The following is a 26,491-nucleotide window of genomic DNA, read 5'->3' as shown; positions in this document are numbered from 1 at the left end:
CGGTCAGACGATGCGTGCCGCGGTGACCGGGCGTGACGCGACGGGGTAGGCCTTGTCGCGGGCGGTGTTGACGCTCCAGCGGTAGCGGGAGAACTCTCCGGTGGTGCTGGAGGCGTAGAACATCATGTGGCCGATGCCCACGCCCTCGAACTGCTCCTCCGCGAGGAGGCCGACCATGCGGGTGTCGGGATATCTGGGGTAGTTGGTCAGGGCGTACACGCCGTGCGGTTCGGCCGTGCAGTCGACGACCTCGACGGCGTACTGGGTCTCGCCGGTGAAGTCGGCGACCCCGCCGAAGACGCCCTTGACCTCGCGGACCATGACGATGTGGCCGGTGTTGCCCTCGACCTGACCGCTGTAGTCCACCGCGATCAGGTCGCCGGGCCGGAGGTCGGCGACCTTGCGGATCTGCTGGAAGCGCGGGCCCGCGGTGCCGTCGGCGAAGGCCTGGCGGTAGTCGGCGGCCTCGGGGACGCGGTCCTGGAAGTACTGGGTGAAGTAGGCGTCGGTGGCCCATCCGTAGGTGTGTTTCAGCACCCAGGTGACGAAGGACGAGCAGCGGGCCCGGGCGATCCAGCTGGGCAGGTCGTCGGGTGTGCCCCAGGTGACGGTGGACGGGGAGCCGATCAGGTAGACGTTGTTGAGGCGGGCTGTGCGGCCGCTGATCAGGGAGATCTCGTCGGGGCTCAGGGCGCGGTCGTAGGTGCGCACCTCGTCGACGGAGCCCTTGAAGTGGTTCACGTAGGCGCCGTTCCAGCGGGCCCGGCCTATGTTGAAGCCCTGGGTGGCGGCCCAGGACAGGGTGGCGTCGGCGGTGCCTTCGGGTACGCCGTTCACGTACAGGTGGACTCGGGAGCCGTCCCACACTCCGGTCAGGTGGGTCCATTTGCCCGGCACGGGGGCGGTGGTGGCGAGGGCGGAGATCTTGGTGCTCTGGTCCTCGGCGCGCACCTTGAACGCCCAGGCGCCGGCGGTGTCGTCGTACTGGAGCAGGAAGCGGCTGCAGCCGGTGCCGTCCTGGCTGGCTGCCGTGTACATGTTGGTCAGGGTGGCGTCGTCCGCGAGGCGTACCCAGGCGGAGACGGTGAACGGGGCCGTGGTGTCGAGCACGGAGGCCGTGGCGGCGTAGGCCGCGTCCAGGGTCAGTTCGCCGCCGGCCCGCAGGGTGGTCCAGCTCGCGCCGGTGCCGAGGGTCACGGGGTGTTCGTGGCCGGAGCGGTCGGCGCCGGTGCCGTCCAGGGGCCAGTGTCCGGTGAGGCCGGTGGGCAGGTAGCCGGCCGCCAGGAGGCGCTGGTACTGGACCATCTGCTCGGCCTGGGCGAGATGGGGTGCGGCGACCGGTGTGAACGGGGTGTCCAGTGGGGCGTCGGCGGCCGCGCTCCCGGCGGCGCCGAGTACGCCGGTCACCGCTCCCGCCCCCACGAGTGCGGCTCCGCTCAGCAGTCCCCGTCTGCTCACCATGGTCGTTCTCCCCGTCCCGTTCGCTGTGTGTGCGCCTTCGGGCACCTGTCCGAAGGGTCAGGAGATTCTAGGCGGAGCATGATCGGGGGAGGGGGGTTTCTGCGGAGGGTTCGTCTCGCCGAACAGGTGCCGGACCGTGGAGCGGTGGTTGGCCTGGACGTGGTTCAGGGCGTGGGCGCGGGCGCGGGCCGGGTCGCCGGAGGCGATGGCGTCGTACAGGTCCTGGTGTTCGGTGAGGAGTTGGGGCCATTCCTCGTTGCGTCGGGTGAGCCATTGCAGGCGGCCGGCGACCGGTTCCATGACCGAGATGAGCAGGGTGTTGCCGGCCATGGCGAGGAGCCGGTCGTGGAAGCGGGTGTTGATGTCGGTGATCGCCTCGGCGTCCCCGGCGTCGGTGGCGCTCGCCGCGTTCGCGAGGAGTTCGCGCAGTTCCGCGAGGTCCTCCGGGGTGGCCCGGGCGGCGGCCAGTCCGGCCGCGTAGACCTCCAACGCCTCGCGCAGCTCGAAGAGTTCCTTCACGTCGGTGGGGCTCAGTGGCCGTACGACCGTCCGGCGCGGGGTCTCGAACAGGACGAAGCCCTCGGCGACGAGTGCCCGGATGGCCTCCCGGACCGGGACCCTGGAGACGCCGAACCGGTCGGCCAGTTCGCGCTCGACGAGCCGGTCTCCGGGACGGAGCCTGCCGGCGATGATCTCCTGTCGCAGGGACCCCAGGACGCGCTCGCGCACCGCTCCGAGGGGTTCGATCTTCGTCATGGGCCCATCCTCGCCGATGCGAGGGGGCTTTTACGGAGCCGTAACGGGACGGACATCGGTCGGAACGCTTGACGACGGGACCATGTCCGCAGTTTGGTATACCAAACGGTCCGGTCAGCAGTCCTCCTCCGTCCCCTCGCCCATGGAGGCCCCGTGTCCCTCGCCGACAGTGCCGAAGCCACCGGCGCACCAGCGTTCGTCCCCGACCCCCGGCTCACCAACGAAGACCTCGCGCCCGCCGAGAAGCGGAACTGGAAGGTCTTCGACCTCTTCGCCCTGTGGATGTCGGACGTCCACAACCTCGGCAACTACACCTTCGCCGCCGGACTGCTGGTCCTCGGGATGAACGTGTGGCAGATCTTCACGTCCCTCCTCGTCGGCTTCGTGCTCATCTACGTCGGCATGAACTGGATGGGCCGGATCGGCCAGCGCCACGGTGTGCCGTTCCCGGTGGTCAGCCGCATCAGCTTCGGCGTCTGGGGCGCGAACATCCCGGCCCTCATCCGGGCCGTGATCGCCATCATGTGGTACGGCATCCAGACCTACCTCGCCTCCGTCGCCGTCAATGTGATGCTGCTGGCGGCCTGGCCCGGTCTGGAGTCCTGGACGCACAACTCCTTCCTGGGACTCGACGGGCTGGGCTGGCTGTCCTTCGTGTCCCTCTGGCTGGTCCAGGCGATGATCATCAGCCAGGGCATGGAGTCCGTGCGCAAGTTCCAGGACTTCTGCGGCCCGGCGATCTGGCTGGTGATGATCGCGCTGGCGGTGTGGGTGCTGTCCAAGGCGGGCTGGACCATCTCGCTCACCTCCACCCCGCACCCGGTCTCCGTGGGGGAGCAGTGGCGGCAGTGGTTCGGGGCGATCGGTCTGATCCTCGCCACCTACGGCACGCTGATGCTGAACTTCTGCGACTTCTCCCGCTTCGCGCCCGACTACCGGACGGTCCGCCGCGGCAACTTCTGGGGGCTGCCCCTCAATTCGACGGCCTTCGTGGTCGTCTCCGTGATCGTCACCGCCGGCTCGCTGGAGGTGTTCGGCGAGGCCATCACCGACCCGGCGGAGCTGGTCGCGAAGGTCGGCAACACCTGGGTGCTCGTCCTGGGTGCGCTCACCTTCGCCATCGCCACGATGGGCGTCAACATCGTCGCGAACTTCGTGTCGCCGGCGTACGACCTCGCCAATGTCTGGCCGCAGAAGATCACCTTCAAGGTGGGCGGCATGATCAGCACGGTCGCGGCGCTCGCGGTCACCCCGTGGAACCTGTTCTCCAACCCCACGGTGGTCAACTACTTCCTCGGCGGCCTCGGTGCCTTCCTCGGTCCGCTGTTCGGCGTGATCATGGTCGACTACTACTGGGTCAAGCGCGGTCGCGTCGACGTGAACGAGCTGTTCGACGCCACCCCCGGCTCCCGCTACTACTACCGCAAGGGCGTCAACCCGAAGGCGCTGTGGGCGTTCCTCCCCTCCGCGGCGGTCGCGGCGGTGCTCGCGCTGGTGAAGACCTTCAGTGATGTGGCGCCGTACTCCTGGTTCATCGGGACGGCCCTGGGGGCCGGACTGTACGTGCTGCTGTGCCGAGTCGAGCGGGCCGCCGGGGCCGCGGTCGCCGCCGAGAAGCCCGTGGAGGTCTGAGGAGCGTGCGGAACGTACGGATCGTCGTCACCAACTGCAACACCACGCAGGAGATGACCGAGGAGATCGTGCGAGGTGCCCGGGCCGCGGCAGGCCCGGGCACCACCGTGACCGGACTGACCCCCGCCTGGGGGCCCGAGTCGGCGGAGGGGTGGCTCGACAGTCTCCTCTCCGCCGCGGCGGTCATGGACGCGCTGCGGACCTACGACGGGGCGCCCTACGACGCCGTCGTCATGGCCGGCTTCGGTGAGCACGGGCGGGAGGGCGTACGGGAGCTGGTCGACGTGCCCGTGGTCGACATCACCGAGGCCGCGGCGCATCTGGCGTGTCTGCTGGGGCGACGGTACGGGGTCGTGACCACGCTGGAGCGGTCCTGCGGCCAGATCGAGGACAGCCTGGAGCTGGCCGGGGTGGGCCGCAACTGTGCCGCCGTCGTGGGCACCGGGCTCGGCGTCCTCGAGCTGGGCGACCGCGAACGCACCGAGGCGGCCTTCGTGGCGGCCGCCGAGCGGGTCCGGGCGGCGGGGGCCGAGGTGCTGGTCCTGGGGTGTGCCGGGATGACGGGACTGGAGCGTCTGGTGGGGGACAAACTGGGCCTTCCGGTCGTCGACGGGGTGGGCGCGGCGGTGAAGCTGGCCGAGGGGCTGGTCGGGCTGGGGCTGACGACCAGCCGGGCGGGAAGTTTCGCGAAGCCGGTGCCGAAGCGGCGGATGTGGGGGGCCGCCGGGTAGCCGGGCGTCGGGATTCCCGGGGCGTCGAGGCCCCGGCTCCGGGGGCTGTCGGGGCGAGGCCCGCGGGCTCGCGGGGACTCCCGGGACGGCGAAGCCGCGGCTCACGGGGGGCTGTCGGGGCGTCGAGACCGGGTGCCGGGGCGCCGAGGCCGCGGATCACAGGGACTGCCGGGACGGCGAGGCTGCGGCTCGCGGGGACTCCCGGACGGCGAGGCTGCGGCTCGCAGGGACTCCCGGGGCATCGAGGCCCGGGCTGCCGGGGCGCCGAGGCCCGGGCTGCCGGGGCGCCGAGGCCCGGGCTGCCGGGACGGCGAGGCCGCCGCTCACGGGGGCTTCTCGGCGTCGCGTATCCGTGGGGCGTGGTCTGTCCGGAACTCCTCGCTGCGCTCGGCCGCTTCGACCCGCTCGACGCGGTAGAGGCGCAGCTGCGGCGCGGCCCGCGCGCGGGGATCGATGCCGAGCCGGTCCGGCGGCCCGAGCAGCCGGAGTACCAGCGGGCCCGTCCACCCCCGCATCCGCAGTCCGGCCAGTGACACGTACTGACGCCCGTCCTCCCCGTACCTCACCAAGGCCCACTCCCCCGCCGCACTCCGGTCGTGACGCTCTGTCACGACACCTCCCATTGAAGCGCGCCCCACTGACAATCGCCGTGCGGCGGATATCCGTTGGACAACCCCGAGCCCTGCTCGCCACGCTGAGGGCCATGCGGAGCACACACCTGGGTCGATTCACGGCGGCGGACTTCTTAGGGGCCTCGCCGGAAGTTCCGGCGGGCCCCCGGAGGTCTGCCATGTCCCGTACCGTCCATCACGTCCGCCTGCGGCACCGCGTCCGGCCCGATGACCGGCCGTCGCAGCGCCGGGGCTGGAGCACCGGCCACCGTCTCGGTGAACTGCGGTACAGCGCAAGGGAGCTGGCCCGGGCGCGGCGCGAGCGGCGTCGACCGGTACCCGTTCCGTTGGTGCGCGCGTTCCGCTCCTACACCTTTCCCCGGTCCCTGAACGCGGGGATCGAGGGCCCGTACGAGTCCCGTGCGCGGGCCGCGCTGTCCGTGTTCCGCTCGTCCGCCCGCAACCGGCTCCGCGCCGCTCCGACGGGCGCGCTGCTCTCCGTGGCCGAGGAGCTGGATCACCCGCCGACCCGCCACCGTCACCAGAACGTGTGGGACGGCTGATCGGAAGCCGCTCACGCCTCCGCCTCGCCGTCTCGGTCAATAACCCTTTGGGGTGGTGGTGCGAGAGCCGCTACCGTCCTCGTCGTGGCGAAACTCAATCAGATCATCGCAGTCGAGAAGGGCATCAAGTCCAAGGCCCACCAGGACCTGAGCACGGCCCAGCACGGGCTCCAGAAGCCCGCGCTGCTGGCCGGTATCTCGCGGACCTACCAGCCCAAGGACGAGGAGGGCGAGCAGCTGCCGCCCGAGTCGACGCGGGTGCAGGTGAAGGCCGAGGACGTGCTGCGGGAGACCGCGGCCACGCTGACCCGGCTGTTCGACGTGACCGCCACGAAGGACTGGGCCAACTGCACCGCCCGCGCCGACGTGAAGGTCGACGGCCGGGTGCTCGTCGCCGAGGTGCCGGTGTCCTACCTGCTCTTCCTCGAGAAGCAGCTCGTCGACCTGACCGCCTTCGTGCGCAGGCTGCCCGTGCTCGACGCCTCCGAGTCCTGGGCGCAGGACCCGTCCACCGACGCGTGGAAGACCGAGCCGGTGCGGACGCTGCGCACCAAGAAGGTGCCGCGCAACCATGTGAAGGCGGAGGCGACCGACAAGCACCCGGCGCAGGTCGAGGTGTACTACGAGGACGTGCCGGTCGGTTACTGGACGACCGTGAAGTTCTCGGGAGCCCTGCCCGCCCGCCGGGTCAACGAACTCCTGGCGCGCCTGGAGAAGGTGCAGCAGGCGGTGAAGTTCGCCCGGGAGGAGGCGAACGGCTCCGACGTCGTCGACCAGCGGGTCGGTGACGCCGTGTTCGGCTATCTGTTCGGGTAGCCTTCGAGACTCCCCGGTCCTTCGTGACCGGGGTGCGCGAGGAGCGCAAGCTGAAGCTGAAGCTTGTCGTGACGAGCGAACCGTACCCGCCGGGCAATTCAGGGACGGATCGCGATGAATCTCAGACTCTTGCTCCAGACTCAGCATTCGCCGCCGATCGCCGGAGCGACCGGGCCCAGGCCCCCGGACGTCGAATTGCCGGTTCAAGTCCGGCCCGCGCAGCTCGATGCGCGGTGGTCCAAAGGCAGGACGCGACGACATCACGACTGACCTGGGTCCTCAAGTGCGCCGGTGTGCGACATGGGCGGCTCCACAGGGGCCGGGGGCAGGCTACGCCCCCGGCCCCGCTCCCGTTTCCGGCCTTGCGTTCATAATGAACGCGGGATTCGGGCCGGCCGTCACCTCGCCGAAACGTAACCACTCCCACCTCTGCGGGACCGCCCCGTACCGTGGACACCACAGCTCACAGCTGACCAGCCCCGGCCACCGTCGCCCGAAGGCACACCCCCGCCCTCGCCCCGACAGGAGCTCCGTGTCCCCGCGCCCGCACCTTCCCGCTCGCGCATTCCGCCCGCTCGCCGCTCTTCCGCCCTGGCTCGCCCACGCCCTGCGCGCCCAGCGCGGGCCCGTCCCGTGGAGCGCGGTCACGCGCGGGGCGCTGGCCGCCGGGCCGCTGCTCCTGGTGTCCGTCCTCGTCGGCCGGACCTCTCTCGGGGTGGTCGCCGCCATCGCCGCGATGCTCGCCGGGATCAACGACCGGCCCGGCAGCAGGCGGACCGCCGTGAAGCGGCTCGGGGCGCCCGCCCTCGTGGGTGCGGGCGGGCTGCTCGTCGGGACCTATGTCGGGGATCACGTCGGGGCCGTCGCGCTGACGGCCGTCCTCACCGGGCTCGGGCTTCTCGCCGGCGGGATGAGCGCCATCGGGCCGGTCGCGTCCGGCGGCGGCACACAGCTGCTCGTCGCCTCGGCGATCGGGGCCGGGATGCCGGTCGCGGAGCCCGGGTGGGCGCGCGCCCTCGCCTTCCTCGCCGGGGCCGGATGGCTGCTCGTGCTGCGGCTCGTCCTGCCCACGCCCGGCGCGATGACCGGCGACTTCCGGTTCGACGGCGAACGGGACGCGGTGGCCCGCGTGTACGACGCCGTCGCGGAGTTGCTCGACGCGACGGGGACCGAGCACGCCACCGCCCGCCGCGCCGCGCTCACCGCGGCCCTCGACCACGCCCAGGACGCCCTCGCCGGACCGCGGCTGCGGCGTTACGCCAGCTCTTCCTCCGAACGGCGGCTGCACGCCCAGTTCGCCGCCGCCCTGCCCCTCGCCGAGGCCGCGACCGCCCTGGCCTGGGCCGCGGAGCCCCTCTCCGAACGTGCCTCGGCCGGGCCCCGACGGCTCGCCGCCGCCGTCCGCGAGAACACACACACCGGGCCGCTGCCCGCGCCCGCCCGGTCCGCCCCCGCGCTGCGCGCCCTCGACGACGCCCTGCTGCACGCCGCCGACGCCTTCGACCAGGGCGGCGGCGGTGACCTGCCCGCCCGCCGGCACGGCGTGCGGTACCTGCTGCGGGCCGGGTTCGGCGCGGGCGGCCGCGAGTACGGGCTGCGGGTCGCGCTCTCCTTCGGAGCCAGTGCCGCCGTCGCGCAGGCCCTCCACCACTCCCAGTGGTACGGCCGGCACACCCACTGGTACTGGCTGCCCGCCACAGCCGTCTTCCTGGTCAAGCCCGACCTCGGGCCCCTGGTGTCCCGGGTGCTGTGCCGGGCCGCGGGGACCGTGCTCGGGGCGCTGCTCTTCGCCGCTGTCGCCGCCGTGCTGCCCCGGCCGGAGGGGCTGGTGGCGCTGGTCGCCCTGTGCGGGGCGCTCATCCCCGTGTCCACCCGGCACTTCGCCGCCCAGACGGCCGTCGCCACCGTCCTCGTGCTGTCGTTGGTGATGGTCGGCGGAGAGCCTCAGGCCTCCGCCGGCCGGATCATCGAAACCCTGCTGGCCTGCGGGATCGTCCTGATCGTCGGGCATCTGCCGATGCCGGGGAGGCGCGGCGGCCAGGTGCGCGCCCGGCTTGCCGCCGCCGTGCGCGCCGCGAACGCCTATCTCACCCATGTGCTCGACGGGTCCGACGACCGCGCGGCCCGCTGGGCCCTGCGCCGTGAGGCCTACCGGGCGCTCGCCGAGGCCCGCACCGCCATTGCCCTCGCCGCCCACGAACTGCCCGCTCTCGCCCGGCACACGGAGGGCACGGACGAGGTGGCCGCCGTCCTCGAACGGCTCGTCGACACGACCACCGCCTGCGCCGTCCATCTCGACGACACCGGACGGCTCACCGCGCGGCACCGGGAGCGGCTCGCCGAACTCCTCGACGAACTCGCGGCGGGGCGGGACCGGGTGGGGCTGCGGGCGCCCGTGCCGGATCTGCCGGTGGCCGGGTAGCGCCGCCCCGCGCGTCAGTCGATCCCCACCCACACCGGGGCGTGGTCCGAGCCCGGTTCGTTCCTGCGTGCCGCCGGATCGGGCCCCACCGACGGGAGCCGCAGCTCCTCCTGCGACCCCGGCCCCGGCCCCACGTCCGTGCTCGTGCCCGCCGACGTCAGCCGGTGGACCAGGCGGTGGCTCGTCAGTACGTGGTCGATCAGCTCGCGGCGACCGGAGTTGATCCGCGAGTAGCGGCGCTCGGCGGGGATCAGCGGGGCCACGTCCCACAGGCGGGCCCCGTCGCCCTGGTCGGGCGTGTCGAAGCCGCGGGTGCCGAGCTCCGAGCCGGGCGGGCCGAGCAGGATCTGCGTGGTCGCCGCCTGGACCTCGTCGTTCAGGTCGCCCAGCACCGCCACGTCCCGCTCGCGGCCGTCGCCGGCCAGGAGCTCGTCGGCCAGGGCGCGCAGCGCCGTCGCCTCGGCGGCCCGCCGGTAGAGGGCGTAGGCGCCGTAGCGGGCCCGTTCGCCCTCGTCGCGCGGGAAGAAACGATCACCCGGGTACGACAGCAGCTTCGACTTCAGATGGGCCACCGCCACCCGCAGCGGTCCGGCCGGCGTGACCGTCTCCACGGCGAGGAAGCCACGGCCGGACCCGTCCGAGGTGGCCCCCGAGTCGTCCGCCTGCACGGGCCGCAGTCCCACCGGGTACGCGCGCGTGTCGGCCAGTACCTCCAGGGGCGTACGGCTGATCACGCCGACCCGGATGCCCCGGCCGTCGGGGTGCGCGGACAGCGCCGCGTGCCAGGTGCCGCCCACCGTCTCCAGCAGGTCCGCCAGCGCCTCGGGCTCCCCGACCTCCTGGACGCCGAGCACGTCCGGGCCGAGCGCGGTGACGACGGCGGCGAGCGCGGCGAGCTTCGCCTCGTAGGCGGCCTTGTCCTTGGGGCCGGACGGACCTCCGGGCCGGTACAGGTTCTCGAGGTTCCAGGTGCCGAGGAGCATGCGGGGGCCTCTCCAGGAGGTGTCGTGGCGCCAGGGTGCCCGCCCGCCGGGGCCGGCGACAGGTTCGGGACAAGATGCGCGCCACGGCTCACTCGGGGGCACGACCCCGTCGTACGTTGACGCGATGACGCCTTCTCCGCCGTCCTCCCCGGAGTCCCGGCCCCCGGCGCCCCCGGAGCCTGCCCGTACCGCCGATCTCGTCATCACCGGCTGCACCGTCCTCACGGACGACGCGGAGGAGCACGTCACGTTCCGGGAGGACGCCGCGATCGTCGTCCGGGACGGGGCCGTAGACGAGGTGACGAGCAGCGCCGAGGCGGCCGGGCTCGCCGCCCGCGAGCGGATCGACGCGCGCGGTCAGGTCGCGCTGCCCGGCCTCGTCAACTGCCATACGCACGCGCCGATGGTCGCCCCGCGCGGCCTCGCCGAGGACCTGCCCACCGAGGAGTGGTTCAACGGCGTCGTCTGGCCCGTCGAGTCCAACCTCACCGAGCAGGACGTCGCGGCGGGCGCCCGGCCGGCGTGCGCGGAGATGATCCGCGGCGGCGTCACCTGCTTCGCCGATCACTACTTCGCGATGGACGCGGTCGCCGCCGTCGTCACCGCGTGCGGGATCCGGGCGCACCTGGGGCAGGCCTACTTCGCCTCCCAGGGCAGCCGGGGCCGCGAGGAGTCACTGGAGTTCGCGCTGCGGCACCGCGGCGGCGCCGGCGGCCGGATCACCACCGCCCTCGCCCCGCACGCCCCCTACACCGTGACCGACGCCGACCTCGCCGCCACCCTCGTGCACAGCGCCCGCTCCTCCGACGTGCGCACCACGATCGTCTACGGACGCGTTCAGGAGTACGACACCTGACCTACGCTCCGCGCCGGCGATGAGTTCCGTGCCGTCCGCCGGTCATCCCTGCGACGGACCGTCGCACAGGAGGGACAGCCATGTCGCATCCGGAGCTTCCGGAGATCGTCTCGCGCGCGGAGTGGCGCGCCGCGCGCGAGGAACTGCTGGCCAAGGAGGAGGCGGTGACCCGCGCGCGGGACGCGCTGGGCGTCGAGCGGCGCGGGCTGCCCATGGTCGAGGTCGGCAAGGAGTACGTCTTCGAGGGCGGTGACGGCAAGGCCGGGCTCCTCGACCTGTTCGACGGCCGCCGGCAACTCGTCGTCCACCACTTCATGTTCGCCCCCGAGTGGCAGGCCGGCTGCCGCTGCTGCGCGGCCTTCCTCGACCAGGTCGGTCAGCTCGCGCACCTGAACGCCTGCGGCACCTCGTTCGCCGTGGTGTCCAGGGCGCCGTTCACGAGGATCCTGCCGTTCAAGGCGCGCATGGGCTGGACGGTGCCCTGGTACTCCTCGTACGACGACGACTTCAACGGCGACTTCGAAGCGACGGTGGGGCAGTCCGGCGGCTTCGCCGAGCGGCCCGGGGTCAGCTGTTTCCTCCGGGAGGGCGACCGGGTCTTCCACACCTACTCGGTGTTCGACCGCGAGCTCGACCGGCTCGGCCCGGCGATGAGCTTCCTGGACCTGACGGCGCTGGGGCCGCCGAGCGGTGCGTGGGTCCGTTACCACGACGAGTACGAGTTCTGACACGGAGCGTGTCCGAGATGTTCGTAAGGTGACCGGATTCTCACACTGTGCGTTGAACGCGTGTCAACTACGTCTCAGTCCGGCAACCGGCCGAGGCCTTCGACCTTCCAAGAGCGTTAACTCCTACAAGTACGACGCTGAACGGAGGTGCGAGATGGTGAACGGGCGGACCGTGCTCGAGCGCTTTCCCGCGGGTGGGCCGCGGGGCTCGTGGCCGGCGGAGGAGTTCGCGCAGGCACGACGCAGTGAGGGACTGGCCGCCGAGGTCGTCATGGACCTCGCCACCGACACCTTCCTGGTGGTCGTGCGGGGCGGTGACACCGCGCGGTGAGGCGTCAGCCCGCCTGTGAGGGGGCGGGCACCTGCGCCGTGAACTGCTCGGCCTGCAGCGTGTACAGCTCGGCGTAGACGCCACCGCCCGCCAGCAGCTCGTCCGGGGTCCCGGACTCCACCAGCCGGCCCTGGTCCAGGACGTGCACCAGGTCCGCGTGCCGCACCGACGCCAGCCGATGCGTGATCAGCACGACCGTCTGGCCGCTGTCGGCCAGCGCGCGGATCTTCTCGAAGACCTCCAGCTCGGCCCGGGCGTCCAGGGCCGCCGTCGGCTCGTCCACGATCAGGATGCGCCCGCGCCGGTACGCCGCCCGGGCGATGCCGAGGCGCTGCCACTGGCCGCCGGACAGCTCGTGACCGCCGCTGAAGTGCCGGGCCAGCAGGGTGTCCAGTCCCCGCGGCAGGTCCTCGACCACCTCCTGGGCGCCCGCCTCCGCGACCGACGTGGCCAGCCGTTCCTCGGTGAGCGGGGCGGCGGAACGGCCGATCGCGACGTTGACCCGGGCCGTGAACGGCCACCGCTTGAAGTCCTGCGCCACCATCGCGATGCGCTCGGCCAGCTGGTGCCGGTCCGCGTCCGCCGCGTCCACGTCGTCCCACAGGATCCGCCCCCGGTCCGGCTTGTACAGCCCCGCCAGCAGCTTCACCAAGGTCGTCTTGCCGGAGCCGTTCTCACCGACGAGCGCGATGATCCGGCCGAGGGGGAGCGAGAGGCTGATGTCGTCGAGGGCCGGACGGGTCGACTCGCCCGGATAGCCGAACGTGACGTTCTCGAAGCGGACCTCGCGCGGCTCGTCCGGCAGGGCCGTGCCGCCCACCGGGATCGCCCGTTCGGCAGCCTCCACGTAGAGGCGCTGGAGGTCGCCCACGAACAGGGCCTCCTCGTGCAGCTGGTTGACCTCCAGGACGAGGGTGTTCAGGCTCGCGGAGCCGCTGCGGATCGCGATCACGGCCGTGCCCGCCACCGCCAGCGCCATCGTCCCGGTGAGCAGCAGCCCGCCCAGCGTGGCGTATGTCGCCAGCGTCGCCAGGCCCGTCCAGGTCGCCGCGAACAGTCCGGTGCGGGCCGCGAGCCGGGCCAGCCTGGCCTGCTCCGCCTCCGCCGTCTCCGACATCGCGCGGAAGTGCCGCAGCAGGAAGGGGCCGACGCCGTGGACGCGTATCTCGGGCGCGGCCGCCGGCTCGGTGAGGAGGCCGGCGATCAGATGGCCCGCGCGCGCGTGCTGCACCCAGGTGTGGAAGGACTCGTAGCGGCGCCGGGCGTTGGTCAGGGCGCTCCAGGCGCTCGGCAGCGTCATCGTGACCAGCAGCGGCAGCAGGAGCGGGTGCAGCACGGTGAGGACGCCCGCCGACGCGGCCAGCGAGATCATCGCGTTCACCACGCGCGTGCCGTGACTGATCATGTAGCGGCTGGACCTGGCCCCGTACTGCGCGGTGTCCAGCAGTTTGTGGAAGGCGTGGTCCTCGATCGCGGCGAGCTCGACGGCGGCCGCCCGCTCCAGGTACAACTCGGTCGCCACCCGCTCCACCTTGGGCTCGAGCCGCCCGGTGGCATACGTCGACGCGGCCCGCAGCAGCGCCCCGATCAGGAGGACGACGGCCATGGCGGCCAGCGCGGGGGCGGCGCCGCGCAGCCGGTCCTCGATCGGGCCACCGCTGATGAGCCGGCCCAGCACGGTGTTCATCGCGAGCAGACCGATCGCCTGCGCCACGCCCCGGGCGATCTCGGCGGACAGCACGATCCGGGCGGCTTTCGGGTCGGCCTGCCGGGCCAGCCGGAGGCTGGTGCGCAGGAGGGACGGCAGCCGGGTGACCATGGCGCGGAAGTTCAGCTCCAGAAAGGCGTCCCGGTGCTGGTTCCAGCCCATGTCGTAGCGGAGCGGGCCGCCGAAGAGGAGCCGCTCCGACTCGGACACGTCACGCTCGTCGGGACTCTGCGGTTTCCGTGGCTTTCCGGTCTCCCGAGCCTCTCCCGCCTCCCGAGCCGTGCCCGCCCCTCGTGCCTCTCCCACCGTCGGCCTCCCCGGTCGCGATAGTCGACGAACGGCCACTATCTCGGGACGAGACGGGTGAGGGCAGGGCGCGGGGCGGGGGAGCCGGGACGCGCGGGCGTGCGCCGGGACGGTCCCGGGACCGGCTCGCTCAGGGGCGGCGGGCTACGCGCTGATCGCCCGTGACCAGGTGGGCGTCGTGCCCGTGAGGCGGCACAGGGCCAGGTAGAGGGGGATCGGCGGGGTGTACGGAAGCGTGCCGTCCGGCATGTGGATGAGCCCGGGGATGTGCGGGGAGTCCGGCAGGAGAGCGCCCGTGGCGTAGTGCGCGGGGGCGGGCCACTCCAGGGCGTAGTCGGAGTCGGAGGGCACCAGCCACCACCAGCGCGCCTCGTCGGCGTAGACGCAGCCCACGCGCGGCAGGCGGGGCATGAGCAGCGGGCCGAGGCGGGCGGGGACGGAGACGGCGTCGCAGCCCAGCGGGGCGGTCATGCCGTCGGGTACGGCCAGTCGGCGCGGCGGCTCGGGGGTGTGCGCGCCGCCCGGCCCGCGCTGGAGGCGGACGAGCGTGTCGAGGGTCAGCAGCGGAGCCCGACCGGAGAGCGCGCTCATGCCCTTCCCCGCTCGCGGCCGTGCTCGAACGGGAGGGCTCCGGCGCGGCCGCCCTCGTATCCGCCATGGCCGCCGGGGGCGCGGTGCCACTGCGGGGCGATGCGGGGGGCCGGACCGTCGGGTGCGGTCGCGGGCGCCGGTGCGGGTACGGGCTTGGCGGAGGTCGCGGCGGGTGCGGCCGGCGGCACGGGGTGGGGTCGTCGCGCGGCCCGGCCGGTCATGGCGCGGTACCACTGCTCGGCCTGCTCGTCCTCGTCGGCCGGACCGTCGGCCGGTCCCGGCTTCGGGCGGGAGCCCCAGCCGAGGTCGTTGCGGGGTACGGCCGGACCGGTGTGCGGCTCCGACGGACTGTCGTGGAACTCGTCCAGGGTGTCGAGGAGCTCGCCCAGGTCGGCGTGGTGCGGCGCGGTCGTGTCCAGGCTGTTGCAGGGCTCGGCGGCATCGCGGGGAGCGTCGGCCTTGCGGGTGAGGTCGGCCCAGACCAGCAGGCCGGGCCCGTGTTCCTGGGCGCCCCAGGCGTGACAGAGGGCCTCGACGAGGAGCAGTCCCCTTCCGTGCTCCTCCTCGGGGCGCTGCGGAGAGGGGTGGGGCTCACCCGGCGCGCAACCCTCGTCACGCACGGCTATGCGGACCAGGTCGTCGCCGTCGTGCAGCTCGCAGACGACGATGTCGCTCGCGGTGTGCACGATCGCGTTGGTGACCAGCTCGGATATGACCAGGGCGGCGGTGTCGCAGGTGTCCTCGCACACCGACCAGCCGGTCAGCCGGGCCCTCGTCAGGCGTCTGGCCTGGGCGGGGGAACCCGGATGGGCGGCCAGTTCGAATCGGAACCGGCGCTCGGCAGCGGCCTGGTCTGGGCCTGCTCCCGCGCTGGCACCGAGACCCTGGGGGCGGCCTGCGGCGGCGTCTGTTCCTAAGGGCGCGGACGGAATCACGCTTGCCACTATCTCCCCGCCATGAACACTTGGCAAGTGTCACTCTGAAAAATGCAGAGTGCTGTGTGACGCGGTGGGGGGCCGTGGCACACTGCTCGCAACAGCACGTTGAACGGCGCCGGTTGGGATCGGTGAAGACCCGTACGGATTCGTACAGATCTTCGAATCGATCTTCGAGCGGCGCCGTAAGGCTGTCGGGATACTTTTCGTGACCGGCCGGGTCGGGGCTCGTGCGGCCCCCGCGTGACCGGCCGGCTCTTCGTGGAGGTGGAGCGTGAGCGAACCGCGGTCCGCGCCGACGGTCGGACAGGTCGTCCTCGGTCGGCGCCTGCTGGACCTGCGGGAACGCGCCGGGCTCAAACGCGAGGAAGCCGCCCGCATCCTGCGCGTCGCACCCGCCACGGTCCGTCGTATGGAGATGGCCGAGGTCAGCCTCAAGATCCCGTACCTCCAGCTGCTGCTGAAGGCCTACGGGGTCACCGAGGAGGAGGCCGAGGGCTTCGTCCAGCTCGCCGAGGACGCGAACAAGCCGGGCTGGTGGCAGCGGTTCCACGACGTCCTGCCCGGCTGGTTCTCCATGCACGTCAGCCTCGAGGGCGCCGCCGCCCTGATCCGCCAGTACGAGCCGCACTTCGTGCCCGGCCTGCTCCAGACCAAGGACTACGCACGCGGTGTCCTGAAGTCCGGAGCCATCGGCCAGACCCGCCCGGAGGACATCGAGCGCCTCGTCGACCTGCGCATGCAACGCCAGGATCTGCTCACCCGTCAGGACGCCCCCCGGCTGTGGGTCGTGATGGACGAGACGGTGCTGCGTCGCCCGGTCGGCGGCCCGGAGGTGATGCGCGCGCAGATCGACACCCTGCTCGAGGCCGCGAAGCTGCCCCATGTGACGTTGCAGATCGCCCCGTTCGAGAACGGGCCGCATCCGGGCACGTACGGGCCCTTCGTGCTGTTCCGATTCGCCATGCCGGAGCTTCCGGACATGGTCTACAGCGAGTACCTGACCGGCGCCGTCTACCTCGACGCCCGCACCGAGGTGGCGACCCACCTCGAGGTCATGGACCGCATGGCGGCGCAGGCCGCTACAGCACATCGCACGAAGGAGATCCTCCGGGATCTCCGCAAGGAGTTGTGAATGAATCACATCAGGACCCAGTCCAGGCCGAGGGTCCGCGCGCAGCGGATCTACAACGGCATGCCCGCCCGGGAACTGGGCAGCGAGGGCTGGCACAAGCCGTGGAGCGGCGGCAACGGAGGCAACTGCCTGGAAGCGATGAAGCTCGCCGACGGCCGGATCGCCGTCCGGCAGTCCACCGACCCCGACGGACCGGCGCTGATCTACACCTCCGACGAGATGACGGCCTTCATCGAGGGAGCCAAGGCGGGGGAGGCCGACTTCCTGCTGTCCTGAACGGACCTGTCTGGCACTTCTTGCTCAGCTCACCCCCCCCACCCGTCCTTTCCCCACCCGTCTTTCCCCATCCCCGCTCACCCGCCCTTGCCTTCGCTCAACTTCTTTAATTTGGTACTGACTTGAACATCATCCGCGTCACATGCTTACGGAGTGCCTCATGACCGGGCAGGACCCCACCGGAGCCGTCGAGATCGACACCGGCAAGCCCCACCCCGCACGGATGTACGACTGGTACCTCCGCGGGAAGGACAACCACCCCGTCGACGAGTGGGGGTACCGCCCACGCCCTTAAGGCAGTGGGGGAGGGCCGGCGGATGCTCGCCCCCGACCCGCGCGTGCCGGTGATGGCACGAGTCAACCGTGCCTTCATGCACCGCTCCACCCGCTGGCTGGCCGCGAACGGCGTACGTTAGTTCGGAAGATCCTTGACCTCGGCCGGCCGGTGGCGTTGTCACTCGTCGCGCTGCTGCACTTCGTCTCCGACGAGGACGGCGCGCACGAGCTGGTGGACCGGCTGCTCGCCGCACTGCCCTCCGGCAGCCACCTGATGATGACCCAGGCCACCGCGGACTTCTCCCCGGAGGAGTCGGCGGCGGCCGCGGCGGAACTGAAGGCGGCGGGCGTCACCCTCGCCCTGCGGTCCCGCGAGGAGTTCACCCCCTTCTTCGACGGACTCGACCTGGTCGAACCCGGCGTCGCGGTGGTGCCCGAGTGGCACTCCGAGCTCGGCGAACCGGTGCCGGGACAGGACGACGGCGTGATCCCGGGGTACGGGGCGGTGGGCCGCAAGCACTGAGGCCGGCGTCGCATCCGAGGACATACGCGCCGTGGGACGTCCCACGGCGCGCCTCATTCGGGGGCGGGGCCGCGCCGCCCGTCCGGCGGCGGCAGGATCCGGCACAGCGCGTCCACGGCCGCCGGGTAGGCGTGCTCCGGCGGCGTCGCGTAGCCCACGACGAGCCCGTCCTGCGGTGCCATGTCGGTCGCCGGATGCCGGAAGTCGGCCAGGCCGCCCAGGGCGACGCCCTGCCAGGCGGCCGCCTTGAGCGCGGACCGCTCGGTGCCGGGCGGCAGCCGCAGCACCGCGTGCAGACCGGCCGCGACCCCGGTGACCTCGACGTGCGGCGCCTGCGCGGAGAGTGCCTCGACCAGCCGGTCCCGGCGGGCACGGTAACGCTGCCGCATGCGCCGTACATGGCGGTCGTACGCCCCGGACGCGATGAGGTCGGCCAGGCCCAGCTGATCCAGGGCGCTCGCCCAGGCCTCCCGCTCGCCCTTGGCCGCGAGGACGCCGTCGACATACCGCTCGGGCAGCACCATCCAGCCCAGACGCAGCGCGGGCGACAGGCTCTTGCTGACCGAGCCGAGGTAGATCACCCGCTCGGGATCGAGCCCCTGGACGGCGCCGACGGGCTTGCGGTCGTAGCGGAACTCCCCGTCGTAGTCGTCCTCCAGCAGGACCCCGCCACGCGCGCGTGCCCAGTCGATCACGGCCGTCCGGCGGCTCGCGTGCAGGGGGCCACCGGTCGGGAACTGGTGCGCGGGGGTGAGCAGCACCGCCCGCTCGCGGTCCAGCCGCTCCACGCGCGCCCCGTCCGCGTCCAGGGGCAGCGGAGTCGTCCGCACGCCCGCCGCCGCCAGCAGCCCCCGGTGGAAGCCCAGGCCGTACGCCTCCACGGCCAGCGGACCGCGCGGGAGCCCGCTGCCCGGGCCGAACAGGAGCCGCAGCGCATGGGCGAAGCCCGAGCAGATCACGATGCGATCGGGCTGGGTGCGCACACCACGCGCGCGTGCCAGGTACTCGGTGAGGGCTTCCCGCAGCTCCCGGCGGCCGGCCGGGTCACCGGGACCGAACACCTCGTTGGGCGCCTGCTGGAGGGCCCGCCGGTAGGAGGCCAGCCAGGCCGCGCGCGGGAACGACGACGCGTCCGGGGTGCCCTGCCGCAGATCGTGCCGGGGGCCACGCGCGCGTGGCGGTGCCTTGACGGGCGTGCGCTCCGCCGGCCGCAGGGGTTCGGTCCGGTCGGCGACCCGCGTCCCCGATCCCTGCCGGGCGGTCAGCCAGCCCTCCGCGACGAGCTCCGCGTACGCGTCGGCCACCGTGTTGCGGGCGACGCCGAGGTCGGCGGCGAGCGAACGGTACGGCGGCATCCGGGTGCCCGGAGGCAGGCGCCCGCCGCGCACGGCCTCGCGCAGCGCCCGGATCAGGGCGGCCCGCCGACCACCCGGCCCGGACAGCTCCACATGCAGGTCGGCGCCGATCCGCTCCGCGGAATTGACCCACGAATCCACCATGGAAATGCACCCTACAGGGGGTCTTTGCGGCCCGTAGGTTGAGGGACATGACACATGGCATGACGACGAACGACGCGGGTACCGGCACGGCGGCGACGGTGGCCGGACGGTCCCGCCTCGACTTCGGGAAGACCGCGGGCAAGGCGTTCCGCGCCCTCATCGGCTTCGACGCCGCCGCCCGCGAGGGCATCGACCCGGCGCTCGTCGAACTGATCCAGATCCGCGCCTCGCACCTCAACCACTGCGCGTACTGCCTCCACATGCACACGAGCGACGCCCGCAAGGCCGGCGAGAGCGAGGAGCGGCTGCACATGGTCCCCGTCTGGCGCGAGGCCCGCCACTTCTTCACCGAGAAGGAGCAGGCGGCCCTGGCACTCACGGAGGCCGTCACGCTGGTGGCCGACCGCGGCGTTCCGGACGATGTCTACGCCGAGGCCGCCGCCCGCTTCGACGAGCGGGAACTGGCCCAGGTGCTGGCCCTGATCTGCACGATCAACACCTGGAACCGGGTGGCCCTGGCGACGGGCAAGGTGGCCGGGACGGACGAGCGCCGCTGAGACGATCCGGCCGGCTGCCGCCCCGGGCTCGCGGTCCCGGCTGCCCCGTACGCGGGTGTCCTGTCCTGGACGTCCCGGGGTCTAGCTGCTCATGGGGCGGTCGTACGGGCCGATCGGCGCCGGCAGCAGTGAACTCCCCGTCAGATGGCGGTCGACGGCCGACGCCACCGCCCGCCCCTCCGCGATGGCCCACACGATCAGCGACTGCCCGCGCGCCGCGTCCCCCGCGGCGAACACGCCGGGCACGTTCGTCGCGAAGTCGACGTCCCGCGCGATCGTGCCGCGCGGCTCCAGCGTCAGCCCCAGCTGCTCGACGAGCCCGTCCTCCCGGTCGGGTCCGGAGAAGCCCAGGGCCAGCAGCACGAGGTCGGCGGGGAGTGCCCGCGCGGTGCCCTCCACCGGCCTGCGTCGCGCGTCGACCTCGACGAGGTGCAGCGCCCGGACGTGCCCGGTTTCGTCGCCGGTGAAGCGGAGCGTGGACGCCGCGAACAGCCGCGCGTCCGCGTCCGCCGCCGGCGCGGACTCCAGATCGCGCGCCTCCTCGTGCGCCGCCGAGAGCCGGTAGATCTTCGGATACGTCGGCCAGGGGTCGGTGTCCTCGTCGCGCTCAGGACCGGGCTGCGCGTAGATGTCCAGCTGGGTCACGGACGCGGCGCCGTCGCGCACCGCCGTGCCCAGACAGTCGGCGCCCGTGTCGCCGCCGCCGACGATGACGACATGCTTTCCGGCGGCGGACATCGGGGAGGACTCCAGGTCCCCCTCGCCCACCCGGTTGGCCAGCGGAAGATACTCCATCGCCTGCTGTATGCCGGTCAACTCCCGCCCCGGTACGTGCAGTTCACGCCATTCGGTCGCCCCGGTGGCGATCACCACGGCGTCGTAGCGGACCCGTAGATCCGCGGCCATGACGTCCCGCCCGATGGTCGTCGAGGTGCGGAACTTCGTGCCCTCGGCCCGCATCTGCTCGATCCGCCGCTCCAGGTGGTGCTTCTCCATCTTGAAGGAGGGGATCCCGTACCGCATCAGTCCGCCGATCCGGTCGTCCTTCTCGTAGACGGCGACCGTGTGCCCGGCCCGGGTCAACTGCTGTGCCGCGGCCAGCCCGGTGGGTCCGGAGCCGATCACCGCGACCGTCTTGCCGGACAGCCGGTCCGGGGGGCGCGGCGGCGTGAGACCGTCCGCCCAGGCCCGGTCGGCGATGGCGGCCTCGACGTTCTTGATGGTGACGGCCGGCTGGTTGATGGCGAGGACGCACCCGGCCTCGCACGGCGCCGGGCACAACCGGCCGGTGAACTCGGGGAAGTTGTTCGTCGCGTGCAGTCGGTCGCTCGCCGCCCGCCAGTTCTCCCGGGACACCAGGTCGTTCCACTCGGGGATCAGGTTGCCGAGCGGACAGGCCTCGTGGCAGAACGGGATGCCGCAGTCCATACAGCGGTCGGCCTGCTTGCTGACGATGGGCAGCAGCGCCCCGGGGACGTACACCTCGTCCCAGTCCCGCACCCGCTCCTCGACCGGCCGCCGGGGCCAGTCCTCGCGGGGCGTGGTCATGAATCCCTTGGGATCGGCCATGGGCGTCTTCCTCGCGTACGCGTACGACAGGCCGAGCGTCATCGGGCGGCACTCTTTCGGCCACGATACGTCGCGTAGGGCACCCACGCAGAGTGGCGGACAGCGGTTTCCGGGGTGGGCGCCCGGTGCCCCGCCGAATGTCCCTGTCGTCCCTGTCCCCGTCCCTGGCCTTGTCTCTGCCCCTGCCCGTGTCCGTCTCCGGTCAGGTCAGGCCAGAGCCAGGACGTACACGACCGCCGAGGCCGCGGACGCGACCGCGCGCACGTGGTTCCACCGCGTCCACTGACGCAGGTAGACCGGCCAGTACGTGACGGCCTCCGGCGTGCCCGGTTCCAGTCTCGCCAGGGCCTCGTTGCGCGGCACGTTTGCCGCCACGGTCACCCCGAACGCGCCGCACAGGTACAGCGCGCTGCCCAGCAGCAGGTGGACCGTCCCGTCGTCCGGCCACAGCACGAAGGTCACCACGGCGATCACCGCGCACACCGCCGCCGCACCGAGGAACAGGACCATGAACGCCGGTGTCATCGCCGAGGAGTTGATCGCGTTCATCGCCGCGACGCCCTGCGCGGGCGGCAGCGCGGCGAGACCCCGCATCACCAGGACCGAGAAGGCACAGAAGACCCCGGCCATCAGCCCCGTGGTCACCGTGCCCACCATCGCGAGCACCTCATAGGGTCCATCGATCATGACAACGTCAACTCCCACCCGTAGTGCGGAGATCCTGCCCGGGTCCGTCCCTCACCTCAAGTGAAATCCCGTTTCATGATCGGTGACCATGGCCGAAACGCGCGGGGACATGCGCGGACGTCCACCGGGCTGCCGTTCGCGCTACCGAACCGTCTCGTCCGTCCCACCGCCTCCATCCCGCCACATCCGTATCCGGGCCTCCACGTCCGCGGCGATCCTCCGGCGCGCCTCGTGCCGGGGCACGCCGCCCATCAGCAACCGGTCGTACGGCGTGTCCAGATGCCGTACGGACGCCACGACCGCGGAGACCACGGCCCCCTCGGACAACGCCCGACCGGCGGCGCTGCGTCCCACCCGGCCACTGCCCCGCAGGGAGGCGTGGGCGGCGATCCCGCGCGCCCGGTCTCCCGGGCAGCCGGGAAGCAGCCGCAGGATCTCCGCCGCGAACGTCTCCGCGAAGCGCTCGTCCTGTGCCGCCCGGCGCCGTGCGTCCCGGGTCCGGCGCCGCTGTCGTGCCTCGGCGTCCGCCAGGCAGCGTTCCTCGGCCCGGGTGAGCGCCGCCTCCTCGACCAGGACGCCCTGGCGTTCGTAACGCCCCTTGCGCCGGTTGAAGCGGACCACCACCGCCGACAGCCCGCTCTCCTCCCGCGACCTGCGGGTCAGTGCCGCGTCTCCGCGCGGCAGGAACACCAGGTGTCCGAGATCGGCGCAGTCGAGGCAGCGCGGCGCGGCGTCCTCCAGGACCAGCATCGGCAGCGGCCCGCGACGGCACCCGGCGCAGTGCTTGCGCCGGACCGGCTGGACGACGAGAAACCCGGTGCGGGGTGCGGAAGCGGTGGGGGCTGCGGCTGCCATAGGGCCTTCATGCCCCCTGGTGGAGGCCTCAGCACCTGGTCGCCGGCCCGTGGGCGGGCGGGACGTCGGCCGACGGGCTCGGGCCGCACCGGGGCGAGGCGGCCGGACCGGCGCCTGACGCATCATGGGCCGTGTGCGACTCGAAGCGATCACCTGGGAACGGCTCGGCGACCTCCTCGCCGAGCGGCTGCTCGACCTGAAGCCCGGCGACGGCGTCCGTTGGCCACGCATCGCCTTCGACGGCGCGCCGGCGGCCCGTCCCGGAGACCTCGCCGAGCGGGTCGCCGAGGCCCTGCGCACCCGCGGCCGCCCCTCCCGGGTCGTGGACACGCACGGCTTCCTGCGCCCCGCCTCCCTCCGCCTGGAGTACGGCCATCAGGACGTGGACGCCTACTACGACGGCTGGTTCGACACCGGCGCCCTGTGGCGCGAGGTGTTCGATCCCCTCGAACCCGGCGGCGACGGACGGATCCTGCCCGATCTCCGGGACCCCGTCAGCGACCGCGCGACGCGCAGCCCCTACGTCCCGCTCCCGCCCGGCGGCTTCCTGCTGCTGCACGGCCCCCTTCTGCTGCGGCACTGGTTCCCCTTCGACCTGACCGTCCACGTCCTCCTCTCCCCGCCGGCCCTGCGCCGGCGCACCCCCGAGGCCGACCACTGGACGCTGCCCGCCTTCGAGCGATACGTCCAGGAGACCGATCCGGCCGCCGCGGCGGACGTCCTCGTCCGCGCGGACGACCCCCGGCATCCGGCCTGGGGCGGCTGATCCCGCGCCGGACGCTCTGAGGTGCCGGGGGTGCCAGGGGTGCCAGGGGTGTCGTGGGTGTTGCCGGGCCGAGTGTCGTGGGGCGGAGTGCCGTGGGGCGGGTCGGGCTTGGCGAGCCGCGCTCCGGGTGCGGGCGTCAGGGCACGCGGCAAGAATGTAGGACGCCGGGACTAGCGGTGCCCCTCCCCGCGCCGCGCCGGCCGTCCGGCACCGGGAGGTACCTGATGACCACCGCCGGAGACATCATGCACCGGGGCGCCCAGTGGATCCCCGCCCACGAGACCCTCGACCGCGCCGCCCAGCTGATGCGCGAACTGAACGTCGGCGCGCTGCCCATCAGCGACGAGAACGAGCGGCTCTGCGGGATCCTCACCGACCGGGACATCGTCGTCGGCTGCGTGGCCATGGGGCACGACCCCGCCAAGGTCACCGCCGGTGAGATGGCCCAGGGCACACCGCGCTGGATCGACGCGGGCGCCGACGTCGGCGAGGTGCTCCACGAGATGCAGGAACACCGGATCCGCCGGCTGCCCGTCATCGAGAACAAGCGCCTGGTGGGCATGATCAGCGAGGCCGACCTCGCCCGGAACCTGCCCGAGGAGCAGATCGCCGCCTGGGCCGAGACCGTCTACGCCAGGTCCTGACCCGTCCGGCACCGAAAGCTGTGGCCGCTCCGGTCAGAGCCAGCCGTTGCGCCGGAAGCCGCGGTACAGGACCCAACAGGCGACGGATATCACGCCGATGACCAGGGGGTAGCCGAACCTCCAGTGCAGCTCCGGCATGTGGTCGAAGTTCATGCCGTACATCCCGCAGACCATCGTCGGCACGGCGATCACCGCGGCCCAGGCCGTGATCTTCCGCATGTCCTCGTTCTGCGCGACCGTGACCTGCGCCAGATGCGCCTGAAGGATCGAGTTGAGCAGCTCGTCGAAGGCGGCGATCTGCTCCGTCGCGCGCAGCAGGTGGTCGGAGACGTCCCGGAAGTAGGCCTGTATCTCCGGATCGATCACCCGCACCGGCCGGTCCGCGAGGTCCAGGAGCGGACGACCGAGCGGTACCACCGCCCGCTTCAGCTCGAGGAGTTCACGCTTGAGCTGGTAGATGCGACCCGGATCCGCCCGCGCGCCGTTCGCCGCGAAGACATCCGTCTCGACCCTGTCGATGTCCTCCTGCACGGAGTCGATGACATTGAGGTAGTCGTCCACCACATGGTCCGCGACCGCGTGCAGCACTGCGGACGGCCCCTTGGCCAGCTGAGCCGTGTCGGACTCCAGCTCCTCGCGCAGCGGGCCCAGCGACCCGTGCCGGCCGTGGCGCACCGTGATCACGAAGTCCCGGCCGACGAACACCATGAGCTCGCCGGTGTTGACCACCTCGCTGGTGGCCGTGAGCTCCTCGTGCTCGACGTAGCAGACCGTCTTGAACACCGCGAACAAGGTCTCCCCGTACCGCTCGACCTTCGGCCGCTGATGAGCCTCGACGGCGTCCTCGACGGCCAGCGGATGCAGGTCGAAGAGCTCGGCGATGCCCGCGAACTCGTCGTTCGTCGGCTCGTGCAGGCCGAGCCACACGAAACCGTGACCGTGCTTGCGCACCCGTTCCACCGTCTCGACCAGATCGCCGCCGCGCGGGGCGCGGACGCCGTCCCGGTACGTCACGCAGTTCACCACCGAGGAGCCCAGCGGGGACCGCGCGGGGTGACTCAGGTCGACCCGCGGCCGTCGCCGGGCCAGCCGCGCCACCCTGCGCAGGCCGCCGACCCCTCCGAGGCCGGTGACCTTCCGCAGATTCCCCGCCATGGTCATCTGGGTCTCCTTGCGTGTCTCTCCGCGGGCCGCGTTCCCGAGCCCTGGCGCGCCAGTCTGCCAGGCCCGCGTATGCCGAGGGTAAGCCTGTGGACAGGGCCGGTTCCGCTTTGTTCCCGCCTGTGGACGACGGATGCCCCGGCCCCCTCGCGAGACCGGTGCCCGCCGCTTCCCGCCGCGGGTTCCCGGCGTCGCCGACCGCATCCGGGCGGGCTGTTCCGTACTCCCGTCCCGGCCGCGTCGACGACCTCCGGCGAGCGGGACAACTGGGATGATCGGCGCATGACGCGATCCGACGGGTACCTCCTCGACAACCGGCAGCCCGAGGCGGGGGAACGCTTCGACGCCTTCGCCGCCCTCTTCGACGCCACGACGTTCCGCCACTTCGAGGCGTTCGGGGTCGGACCCGGCTGGCGCTGCTGGGAGGCCGGCGCCGGCGGCACCTCCGTGGTCTCCTGGCTGGCGAAGAAGGTCGGTCCGACGGGCAAGGTCCTCGCGACCGACATCGACACCTCCCTGCTGACGCCGGTCGCCCGCCCACCGGTCGAGGTCCGCGTCCACGACCTCGGTACCGAGGAACCGCCGATGGAGGGCTTCGACCTGGTGCACGCCCGGCTCGTGCTGGTCCATGTGCCGGACCGGGAGCGGGCGTTGCGCTCGATGGTCAAGTCACTGCGACCGGGCGGGCGGCTCCTGATCGAGGACGGGGACCCCGCCCTCCAGCCCCTGATCTGCCCCGACGAACACGGCCCCGACCAGCAGCTGGCGAACCGCCTGCGGCACGGCTTCCGCAAGCTCCTGGCCGGCCGGGGCGCCGACCTCTCCTACGGCCGTAAGCTCCCGCGGCTGCTCCGCGAGGCAGGGATGCACCGGGTCGAGGCCGACGCCTACTTCCCCGTCACCTCACCCGGCTGTGCGGCCCTGGAGTCCGCGACGGTCCGGCAGATCCGCGGCCGACTCGTCGAAGCGGGCCTCGCGACCGACGAGGACATCGACCGGCACCTGGCGAACGTCGCCTCGGGCGGCATGGACCTGGCCACGGCGCCGTTGATCTCGGCGTGGGGACGCAAGGACTAGCGACGTGAGCGGGTAGGTGGGGCGCGAGCGGGAGAC

Annotated in this window: 24 protein-coding genes and 3 pseudogenes; 15 read left to right on the top strand and 12 right to left on the bottom strand. The window is 72.5% G+C overall.

Annotated features, from left to right (window positions below):
* Positions 1 to 3: 3 nt before the first annotated feature.
* Together ACFVYS_RS34625 and ACFVYS_RS34620 are read right to left on the bottom strand one after the other, a co-directional pair.
* Positions 4 to 1,461 (bottom strand): LamG domain-containing protein, encoded by a 1,458-nt coding sequence (locus tag ACFVYS_RS34625; protein WP_389508578.1) that lies wholly within the window; start codon positions 1,459 to 1,461, stop codon positions 4 to 6.
* 57 nt (positions 1,462 to 1,518) lie between these two features.
* On the bottom strand, positions 1,519 to 2,217 hold the full coding sequence (locus tag ACFVYS_RS34620) for a GntR family transcriptional regulator (protein WP_389508577.1): 699 nt from the start codon (positions 2,215 to 2,217) through the stop codon (positions 1,519 to 1,521).
* Between the two features lie 153 nt (positions 2,218 to 2,370).
* Here ACFVYS_RS34620 and ACFVYS_RS34615 point away from each other — a divergent pair, with 153 nt between their 5' ends.
* Both ACFVYS_RS34615 and ACFVYS_RS34610 read left to right on the top strand, forming a co-directional pair.
* On the top strand, positions 2,371 to 3,849 hold the full coding sequence (locus tag ACFVYS_RS34615; protein WP_389508575.1) for an NCS1 family nucleobase:cation symporter-1: 1,479 nt from the start codon (positions 2,371 to 2,373) through the stop codon (positions 3,847 to 3,849).
* A gap of 5 nt (positions 3,850 to 3,854) precedes the next feature.
* Positions 3,855 to 4,580 (top strand): aspartate/glutamate racemase family protein, encoded by a 726-nt coding sequence (locus tag ACFVYS_RS34610; protein WP_389508574.1) that lies wholly within the window; start codon positions 3,855 to 3,857, stop codon positions 4,578 to 4,580.
* A gap of 323 nt (positions 4,581 to 4,903) precedes the next feature.
* On the opposite strand, the gene ACFVYS_RS34605 is transcribed toward ACFVYS_RS34610, so the two are convergent.
* Complete coding sequence (locus ACFVYS_RS34605) at positions 4,904 to 5,191, bottom strand: hypothetical protein (protein WP_389508572.1); 288 nt, start codon at positions 5,189 to 5,191, stop codon at positions 4,904 to 4,906.
* A gap of 179 nt (positions 5,192 to 5,370) precedes the next feature.
* Between ACFVYS_RS34605 and ACFVYS_RS34600 the strand changes: the two genes are divergently transcribed.
* From ACFVYS_RS34600 to ACFVYS_RS34590, 3 genes are all read left to right on the top strand, one after another.
* Positions 5,371 to 5,754: a hypothetical protein gene (locus ACFVYS_RS34600; RefSeq protein WP_389508570.1), complete on the top strand. Its 384-nt coding sequence runs from the start codon at positions 5,371 to 5,373 to the stop codon at positions 5,752 to 5,754.
* Positions 5,755 to 5,838: 84 nt separating this feature from the next.
* The gene (locus tag ACFVYS_RS34595) at positions 5,839 to 6,570 is read left to right on the top strand and encodes a hypothetical protein (protein ID WP_054242961.1); all 732 of its coding nucleotides are present in this window, start codon (positions 5,839 to 5,841) and stop codon (positions 6,568 to 6,570) included.
* Positions 6,571 to 7,102: 532 nt separating this feature from the next.
* Positions 7,103 to 8,992, top strand: a complete 1,890-nt coding sequence (locus tag ACFVYS_RS34590; RefSeq protein ID WP_389508567.1) for an FUSC family protein — start codon at positions 7,103 to 7,105, stop codon at positions 8,990 to 8,992.
* A gap of 14 nt (positions 8,993 to 9,006) precedes the next feature.
* Here ACFVYS_RS34590 and ACFVYS_RS34585 read toward each other — a convergent pair whose 3' ends face one another.
* Complete coding sequence (locus ACFVYS_RS34585; RefSeq protein WP_389508565.1) at positions 9,007 to 9,975, bottom strand: endonuclease/exonuclease/phosphatase family protein; 969 nt, start codon at positions 9,973 to 9,975, stop codon at positions 9,007 to 9,009.
* A 124-nt stretch (positions 9,976 to 10,099) separates the two neighbouring features.
* Between ACFVYS_RS34585 and ACFVYS_RS34580 the strand changes: the two are divergent.
* The 3 genes and pseudogenes from ACFVYS_RS34580 to ACFVYS_RS34570 form a co-directional block, all read left to right on the top strand.
* Positions 10,100 to 10,756 (top strand): annotated as a pseudogene (locus tag ACFVYS_RS34580) (amidohydrolase family protein); the annotation flags it as partial.
* A gap of 155 nt (positions 10,757 to 10,911) precedes the next feature.
* The gene (locus tag ACFVYS_RS34575; protein ID WP_389508563.1) at positions 10,912 to 11,559 is read left to right on the top strand and encodes a DUF899 domain-containing protein; all 648 of its coding nucleotides are present in this window, start codon (positions 10,912 to 10,914) and stop codon (positions 11,557 to 11,559) included.
* 154 nt (positions 11,560 to 11,713) lie between these two features.
* A complete protein-coding gene (locus ACFVYS_RS34570) occupies positions 11,714 to 11,890 on the top strand; it encodes a hypothetical protein (protein WP_389508561.1) in 177 nt (58 codons plus the stop codon).
* Between the two features lie 4 nt (positions 11,891 to 11,894).
* On the opposite strand, the gene ACFVYS_RS34565 is transcribed toward ACFVYS_RS34570, so the two are convergent.
* The 3 genes and pseudogenes from ACFVYS_RS34565 to ACFVYS_RS34555 form a co-directional block, all read right to left on the bottom strand.
* Positions 11,895 to 13,760: an ABC transporter ATP-binding protein gene (locus ACFVYS_RS34565; RefSeq protein WP_389508606.1), complete on the bottom strand. Its 1,866-nt coding sequence runs from the start codon at positions 13,758 to 13,760 to the stop codon at positions 11,895 to 11,897.
* Between the two features lie 288 nt (positions 13,761 to 14,048).
* Complete coding sequence (locus ACFVYS_RS34560; RefSeq protein WP_389508559.1) at positions 14,049 to 14,495, bottom strand: hypothetical protein; 447 nt, start codon at positions 14,493 to 14,495, stop codon at positions 14,049 to 14,051.
* A gap of 245 nt (positions 14,496 to 14,740) precedes the next feature.
* Positions 14,741 to 15,466 (bottom strand): annotated as a pseudogene (locus tag ACFVYS_RS34555) (ATP-binding protein); the annotation flags it as partial.
* Positions 15,467 to 15,704: 238 nt separating this feature from the next.
* On the opposite strand from ACFVYS_RS34555, the gene ACFVYS_RS34550 reads away from it, so the two are divergent.
* The 3 genes and pseudogenes from ACFVYS_RS34550 to ACFVYS_RS34540 all read left to right on the top strand — a co-directional run bounded on the left by ACFVYS_RS34550 (position 15,705) and on the right by ACFVYS_RS34540 (position 17,640).
* Complete coding sequence (locus ACFVYS_RS34550) at positions 15,705 to 16,565, top strand: helix-turn-helix domain-containing protein (RefSeq protein ID WP_389508557.1); 861 nt, start codon at positions 15,705 to 15,707, stop codon at positions 16,563 to 16,565.
* The gene (locus ACFVYS_RS34545) at positions 16,566 to 16,841 is read left to right on the top strand and encodes a DUF397 domain-containing protein (protein WP_020131864.1); all 276 of its coding nucleotides are present in this window, start codon (positions 16,566 to 16,568) and stop codon (positions 16,839 to 16,841) included. It abuts the gene before it with no gap.
* A gap of 160 nt (positions 16,842 to 17,001) precedes the next feature.
* Positions 17,002 to 17,640 (top strand): annotated as a pseudogene (locus ACFVYS_RS34540) (SAM-dependent methyltransferase).
* 53 nt (positions 17,641 to 17,693) lie between these two features.
* Here the strand turns inward: ACFVYS_RS34540 and ACFVYS_RS34535 are convergent.
* Positions 17,694 to 19,139, bottom strand: a complete 1,446-nt coding sequence (locus ACFVYS_RS34535) for a PLP-dependent aminotransferase family protein (protein WP_389508555.1) — start codon at positions 19,137 to 19,139, stop codon at positions 17,694 to 17,696.
* A gap of 59 nt (positions 19,140 to 19,198) precedes the next feature.
* Here ACFVYS_RS34535 and ACFVYS_RS34530 point away from each other — a divergent pair, with 59 nt between their 5' ends.
* Entirely contained in the window at positions 19,199 to 19,696 is a 498-nt protein-coding gene (locus tag ACFVYS_RS34530) for a carboxymuconolactone decarboxylase family protein (protein WP_389508605.1), read from the top strand.
* A gap of 81 nt (positions 19,697 to 19,777) precedes the next feature.
* On the opposite strand, the gene ACFVYS_RS34525 is transcribed toward ACFVYS_RS34530, so the two are convergent.
* The 3 genes from ACFVYS_RS34525 to ACFVYS_RS34515 all read right to left on the bottom strand — a co-directional run bounded on the left by ACFVYS_RS34525 (position 19,778) and on the right by ACFVYS_RS34515 (position 22,807).
* Positions 19,778 to 21,265, bottom strand: a complete 1,488-nt coding sequence (locus ACFVYS_RS34525) for a glutamate synthase subunit beta (protein WP_389508603.1) — start codon at positions 21,263 to 21,265, stop codon at positions 19,778 to 19,780.
* A 207-nt stretch (positions 21,266 to 21,472) separates the two neighbouring features.
* Positions 21,473 to 21,952: a DUF1772 domain-containing protein gene (locus ACFVYS_RS34520; RefSeq protein ID WP_389508553.1), complete on the bottom strand. Its 480-nt coding sequence runs from the start codon at positions 21,950 to 21,952 to the stop codon at positions 21,473 to 21,475.
* A gap of 141 nt (positions 21,953 to 22,093) precedes the next feature.
* A complete protein-coding gene (locus tag ACFVYS_RS34515; protein WP_389508551.1) occupies positions 22,094 to 22,807 on the bottom strand; it encodes a DUF2293 domain-containing protein in 714 nt (237 codons plus the stop codon).
* A gap of 124 nt (positions 22,808 to 22,931) precedes the next feature.
* Here ACFVYS_RS34515 and ACFVYS_RS34510 point away from each other — a divergent pair, with 124 nt between their 5' ends.
* Both ACFVYS_RS34510 and ACFVYS_RS34505 read left to right on the top strand, forming a co-directional pair.
* Positions 22,932 to 23,573: a uridine kinase gene (locus tag ACFVYS_RS34510; protein ID WP_389508549.1), complete on the top strand. Its 642-nt coding sequence runs from the start codon at positions 22,932 to 22,934 to the stop codon at positions 23,571 to 23,573.
* Between the two features lie 224 nt (positions 23,574 to 23,797).
* Positions 23,798 to 24,217, top strand: coding sequence for a CBS domain-containing protein (locus ACFVYS_RS34505; protein ID WP_389508547.1), 420 nt, complete (start codon positions 23,798 to 23,800; stop codon positions 24,215 to 24,217).
* Positions 24,218 to 24,250: 33 nt separating this feature from the next.
* Here ACFVYS_RS34505 and ACFVYS_RS34500 read toward each other — a convergent pair whose 3' ends face one another.
* Positions 24,251 to 25,378: a magnesium and cobalt transport protein CorA gene (locus ACFVYS_RS34500; RefSeq protein ID WP_389508545.1), complete on the bottom strand. Its 1,128-nt coding sequence runs from the start codon at positions 25,376 to 25,378 to the stop codon at positions 24,251 to 24,253.
* A 282-nt stretch (positions 25,379 to 25,660) separates the two neighbouring features.
* Between ACFVYS_RS34500 and ACFVYS_RS34495 the strand changes: the two genes are divergently transcribed.
* On the top strand, positions 25,661 to 26,455 hold the full coding sequence (locus ACFVYS_RS34495; protein WP_389508543.1) for a methyltransferase: 795 nt from the start codon (positions 25,661 to 25,663) through the stop codon (positions 26,453 to 26,455).
* Positions 26,456 to 26,491 lie beyond the last annotated feature (36 nt).

It is taken from the genome of Streptomyces sp. NPDC058295 (assembly GCF_042880655.1).
Lineage (GTDB): Bacteria > Actinomycetota > Actinomycetes > Streptomycetales > Streptomycetaceae > Streptomyces > Streptomyces coriariae.
Note: the sequence above shows the minus strand (reverse complement) of the source record. Positions and strands in the feature narration are given on the sequence as shown.

Excerpts from the sequence above, each read along its gene's own strand:
- ACFVYS_RS34625 (WP_389508578.1), bottom strand. The coding sequence starts at position 1,461 with ATGGTGAGCAGACGGGGACTGCTGAGCGGAGCCGCACTCGTGGGGGCG.
- ACFVYS_RS34620 (WP_389508577.1), bottom strand. The coding sequence starts at position 2,217 with ATGACGAAGATCGAACCCCTCGGAGCGGTGCGCGAGCGCGTCCTGGGG.
- ACFVYS_RS34600 (WP_389508570.1), top strand. The coding sequence starts at position 5,371 with ATGTCCCGTACCGTCCATCACGTCCGCCTGCGGCACCGCGTCCGGCCC.
- ACFVYS_RS34585 (WP_389508565.1), bottom strand. The coding sequence starts at position 9,975 with ATGCTCCTCGGCACCTGGAACCTCGAGAACCTGTACCGGCCCGGAGGT.
- ACFVYS_RS34575 (WP_389508563.1), top strand. The coding sequence starts at position 10,912 with ATGTCGCATCCGGAGCTTCCGGAGATCGTCTCGCGCGCGGAGTGGCGC.
- ACFVYS_RS34570 (WP_389508561.1), top strand. The coding sequence starts at position 11,714 with ATGGTGAACGGGCGGACCGTGCTCGAGCGCTTTCCCGCGGGTGGGCCG.
- ACFVYS_RS34565 (WP_389508606.1), bottom strand. The coding sequence starts at position 13,760 with ATGGGCTGGAACCAGCACCGGGACGCCTTTCTGGAGCTGAACTTCCGC.
- ACFVYS_RS34560 (WP_389508559.1), bottom strand. The coding sequence starts at position 14,495 with ATGAGCGCGCTCTCCGGTCGGGCTCCGCTGCTGACCCTCGACACGCTC.
- ACFVYS_RS34545 (WP_020131864.1), top strand. The coding sequence starts at position 16,566 with ATGAATCACATCAGGACCCAGTCCAGGCCGAGGGTCCGCGCGCAGCGG.
- ACFVYS_RS34535 (WP_389508555.1), bottom strand. The coding sequence starts at position 19,139 with ATGGTGGATTCGTGGGTCAATTCCGCGGAGCGGATCGGCGCCGACCTG.
- ACFVYS_RS34530 (WP_389508605.1), top strand. The coding sequence starts at position 19,199 with ATGACGACGAACGACGCGGGTACCGGCACGGCGGCGACGGTGGCCGGA.
- ACFVYS_RS34525 (WP_389508603.1), bottom strand. The coding sequence starts at position 21,265 with ATGGCCGATCCCAAGGGATTCATGACCACGCCCCGCGAGGACTGGCCC.
- ACFVYS_RS34520 (WP_389508553.1), bottom strand. The coding sequence starts at position 21,952 with ATGATCGATGGACCCTATGAGGTGCTCGCGATGGTGGGCACGGTGACC.
- ACFVYS_RS34515 (WP_389508551.1), bottom strand. The coding sequence starts at position 22,807 with ATGGCAGCCGCAGCCCCCACCGCTTCCGCACCCCGCACCGGGTTTCTC.
- ACFVYS_RS34510 (WP_389508549.1), top strand. The coding sequence starts at position 22,932 with ATGGGCCGTGTGCGACTCGAAGCGATCACCTGGGAACGGCTCGGCGAC.
- ACFVYS_RS34505 (WP_389508547.1), top strand. The coding sequence starts at position 23,798 with ATGACCACCGCCGGAGACATCATGCACCGGGGCGCCCAGTGGATCCCC.
- ACFVYS_RS34500 (WP_389508545.1), bottom strand. The coding sequence starts at position 25,378 with ATGACCATGGCGGGGAATCTGCGGAAGGTCACCGGCCTCGGAGGGGTC.
- ACFVYS_RS34495 (WP_389508543.1), top strand. The coding sequence starts at position 25,661 with ATGACGCGATCCGACGGGTACCTCCTCGACAACCGGCAGCCCGAGGCG.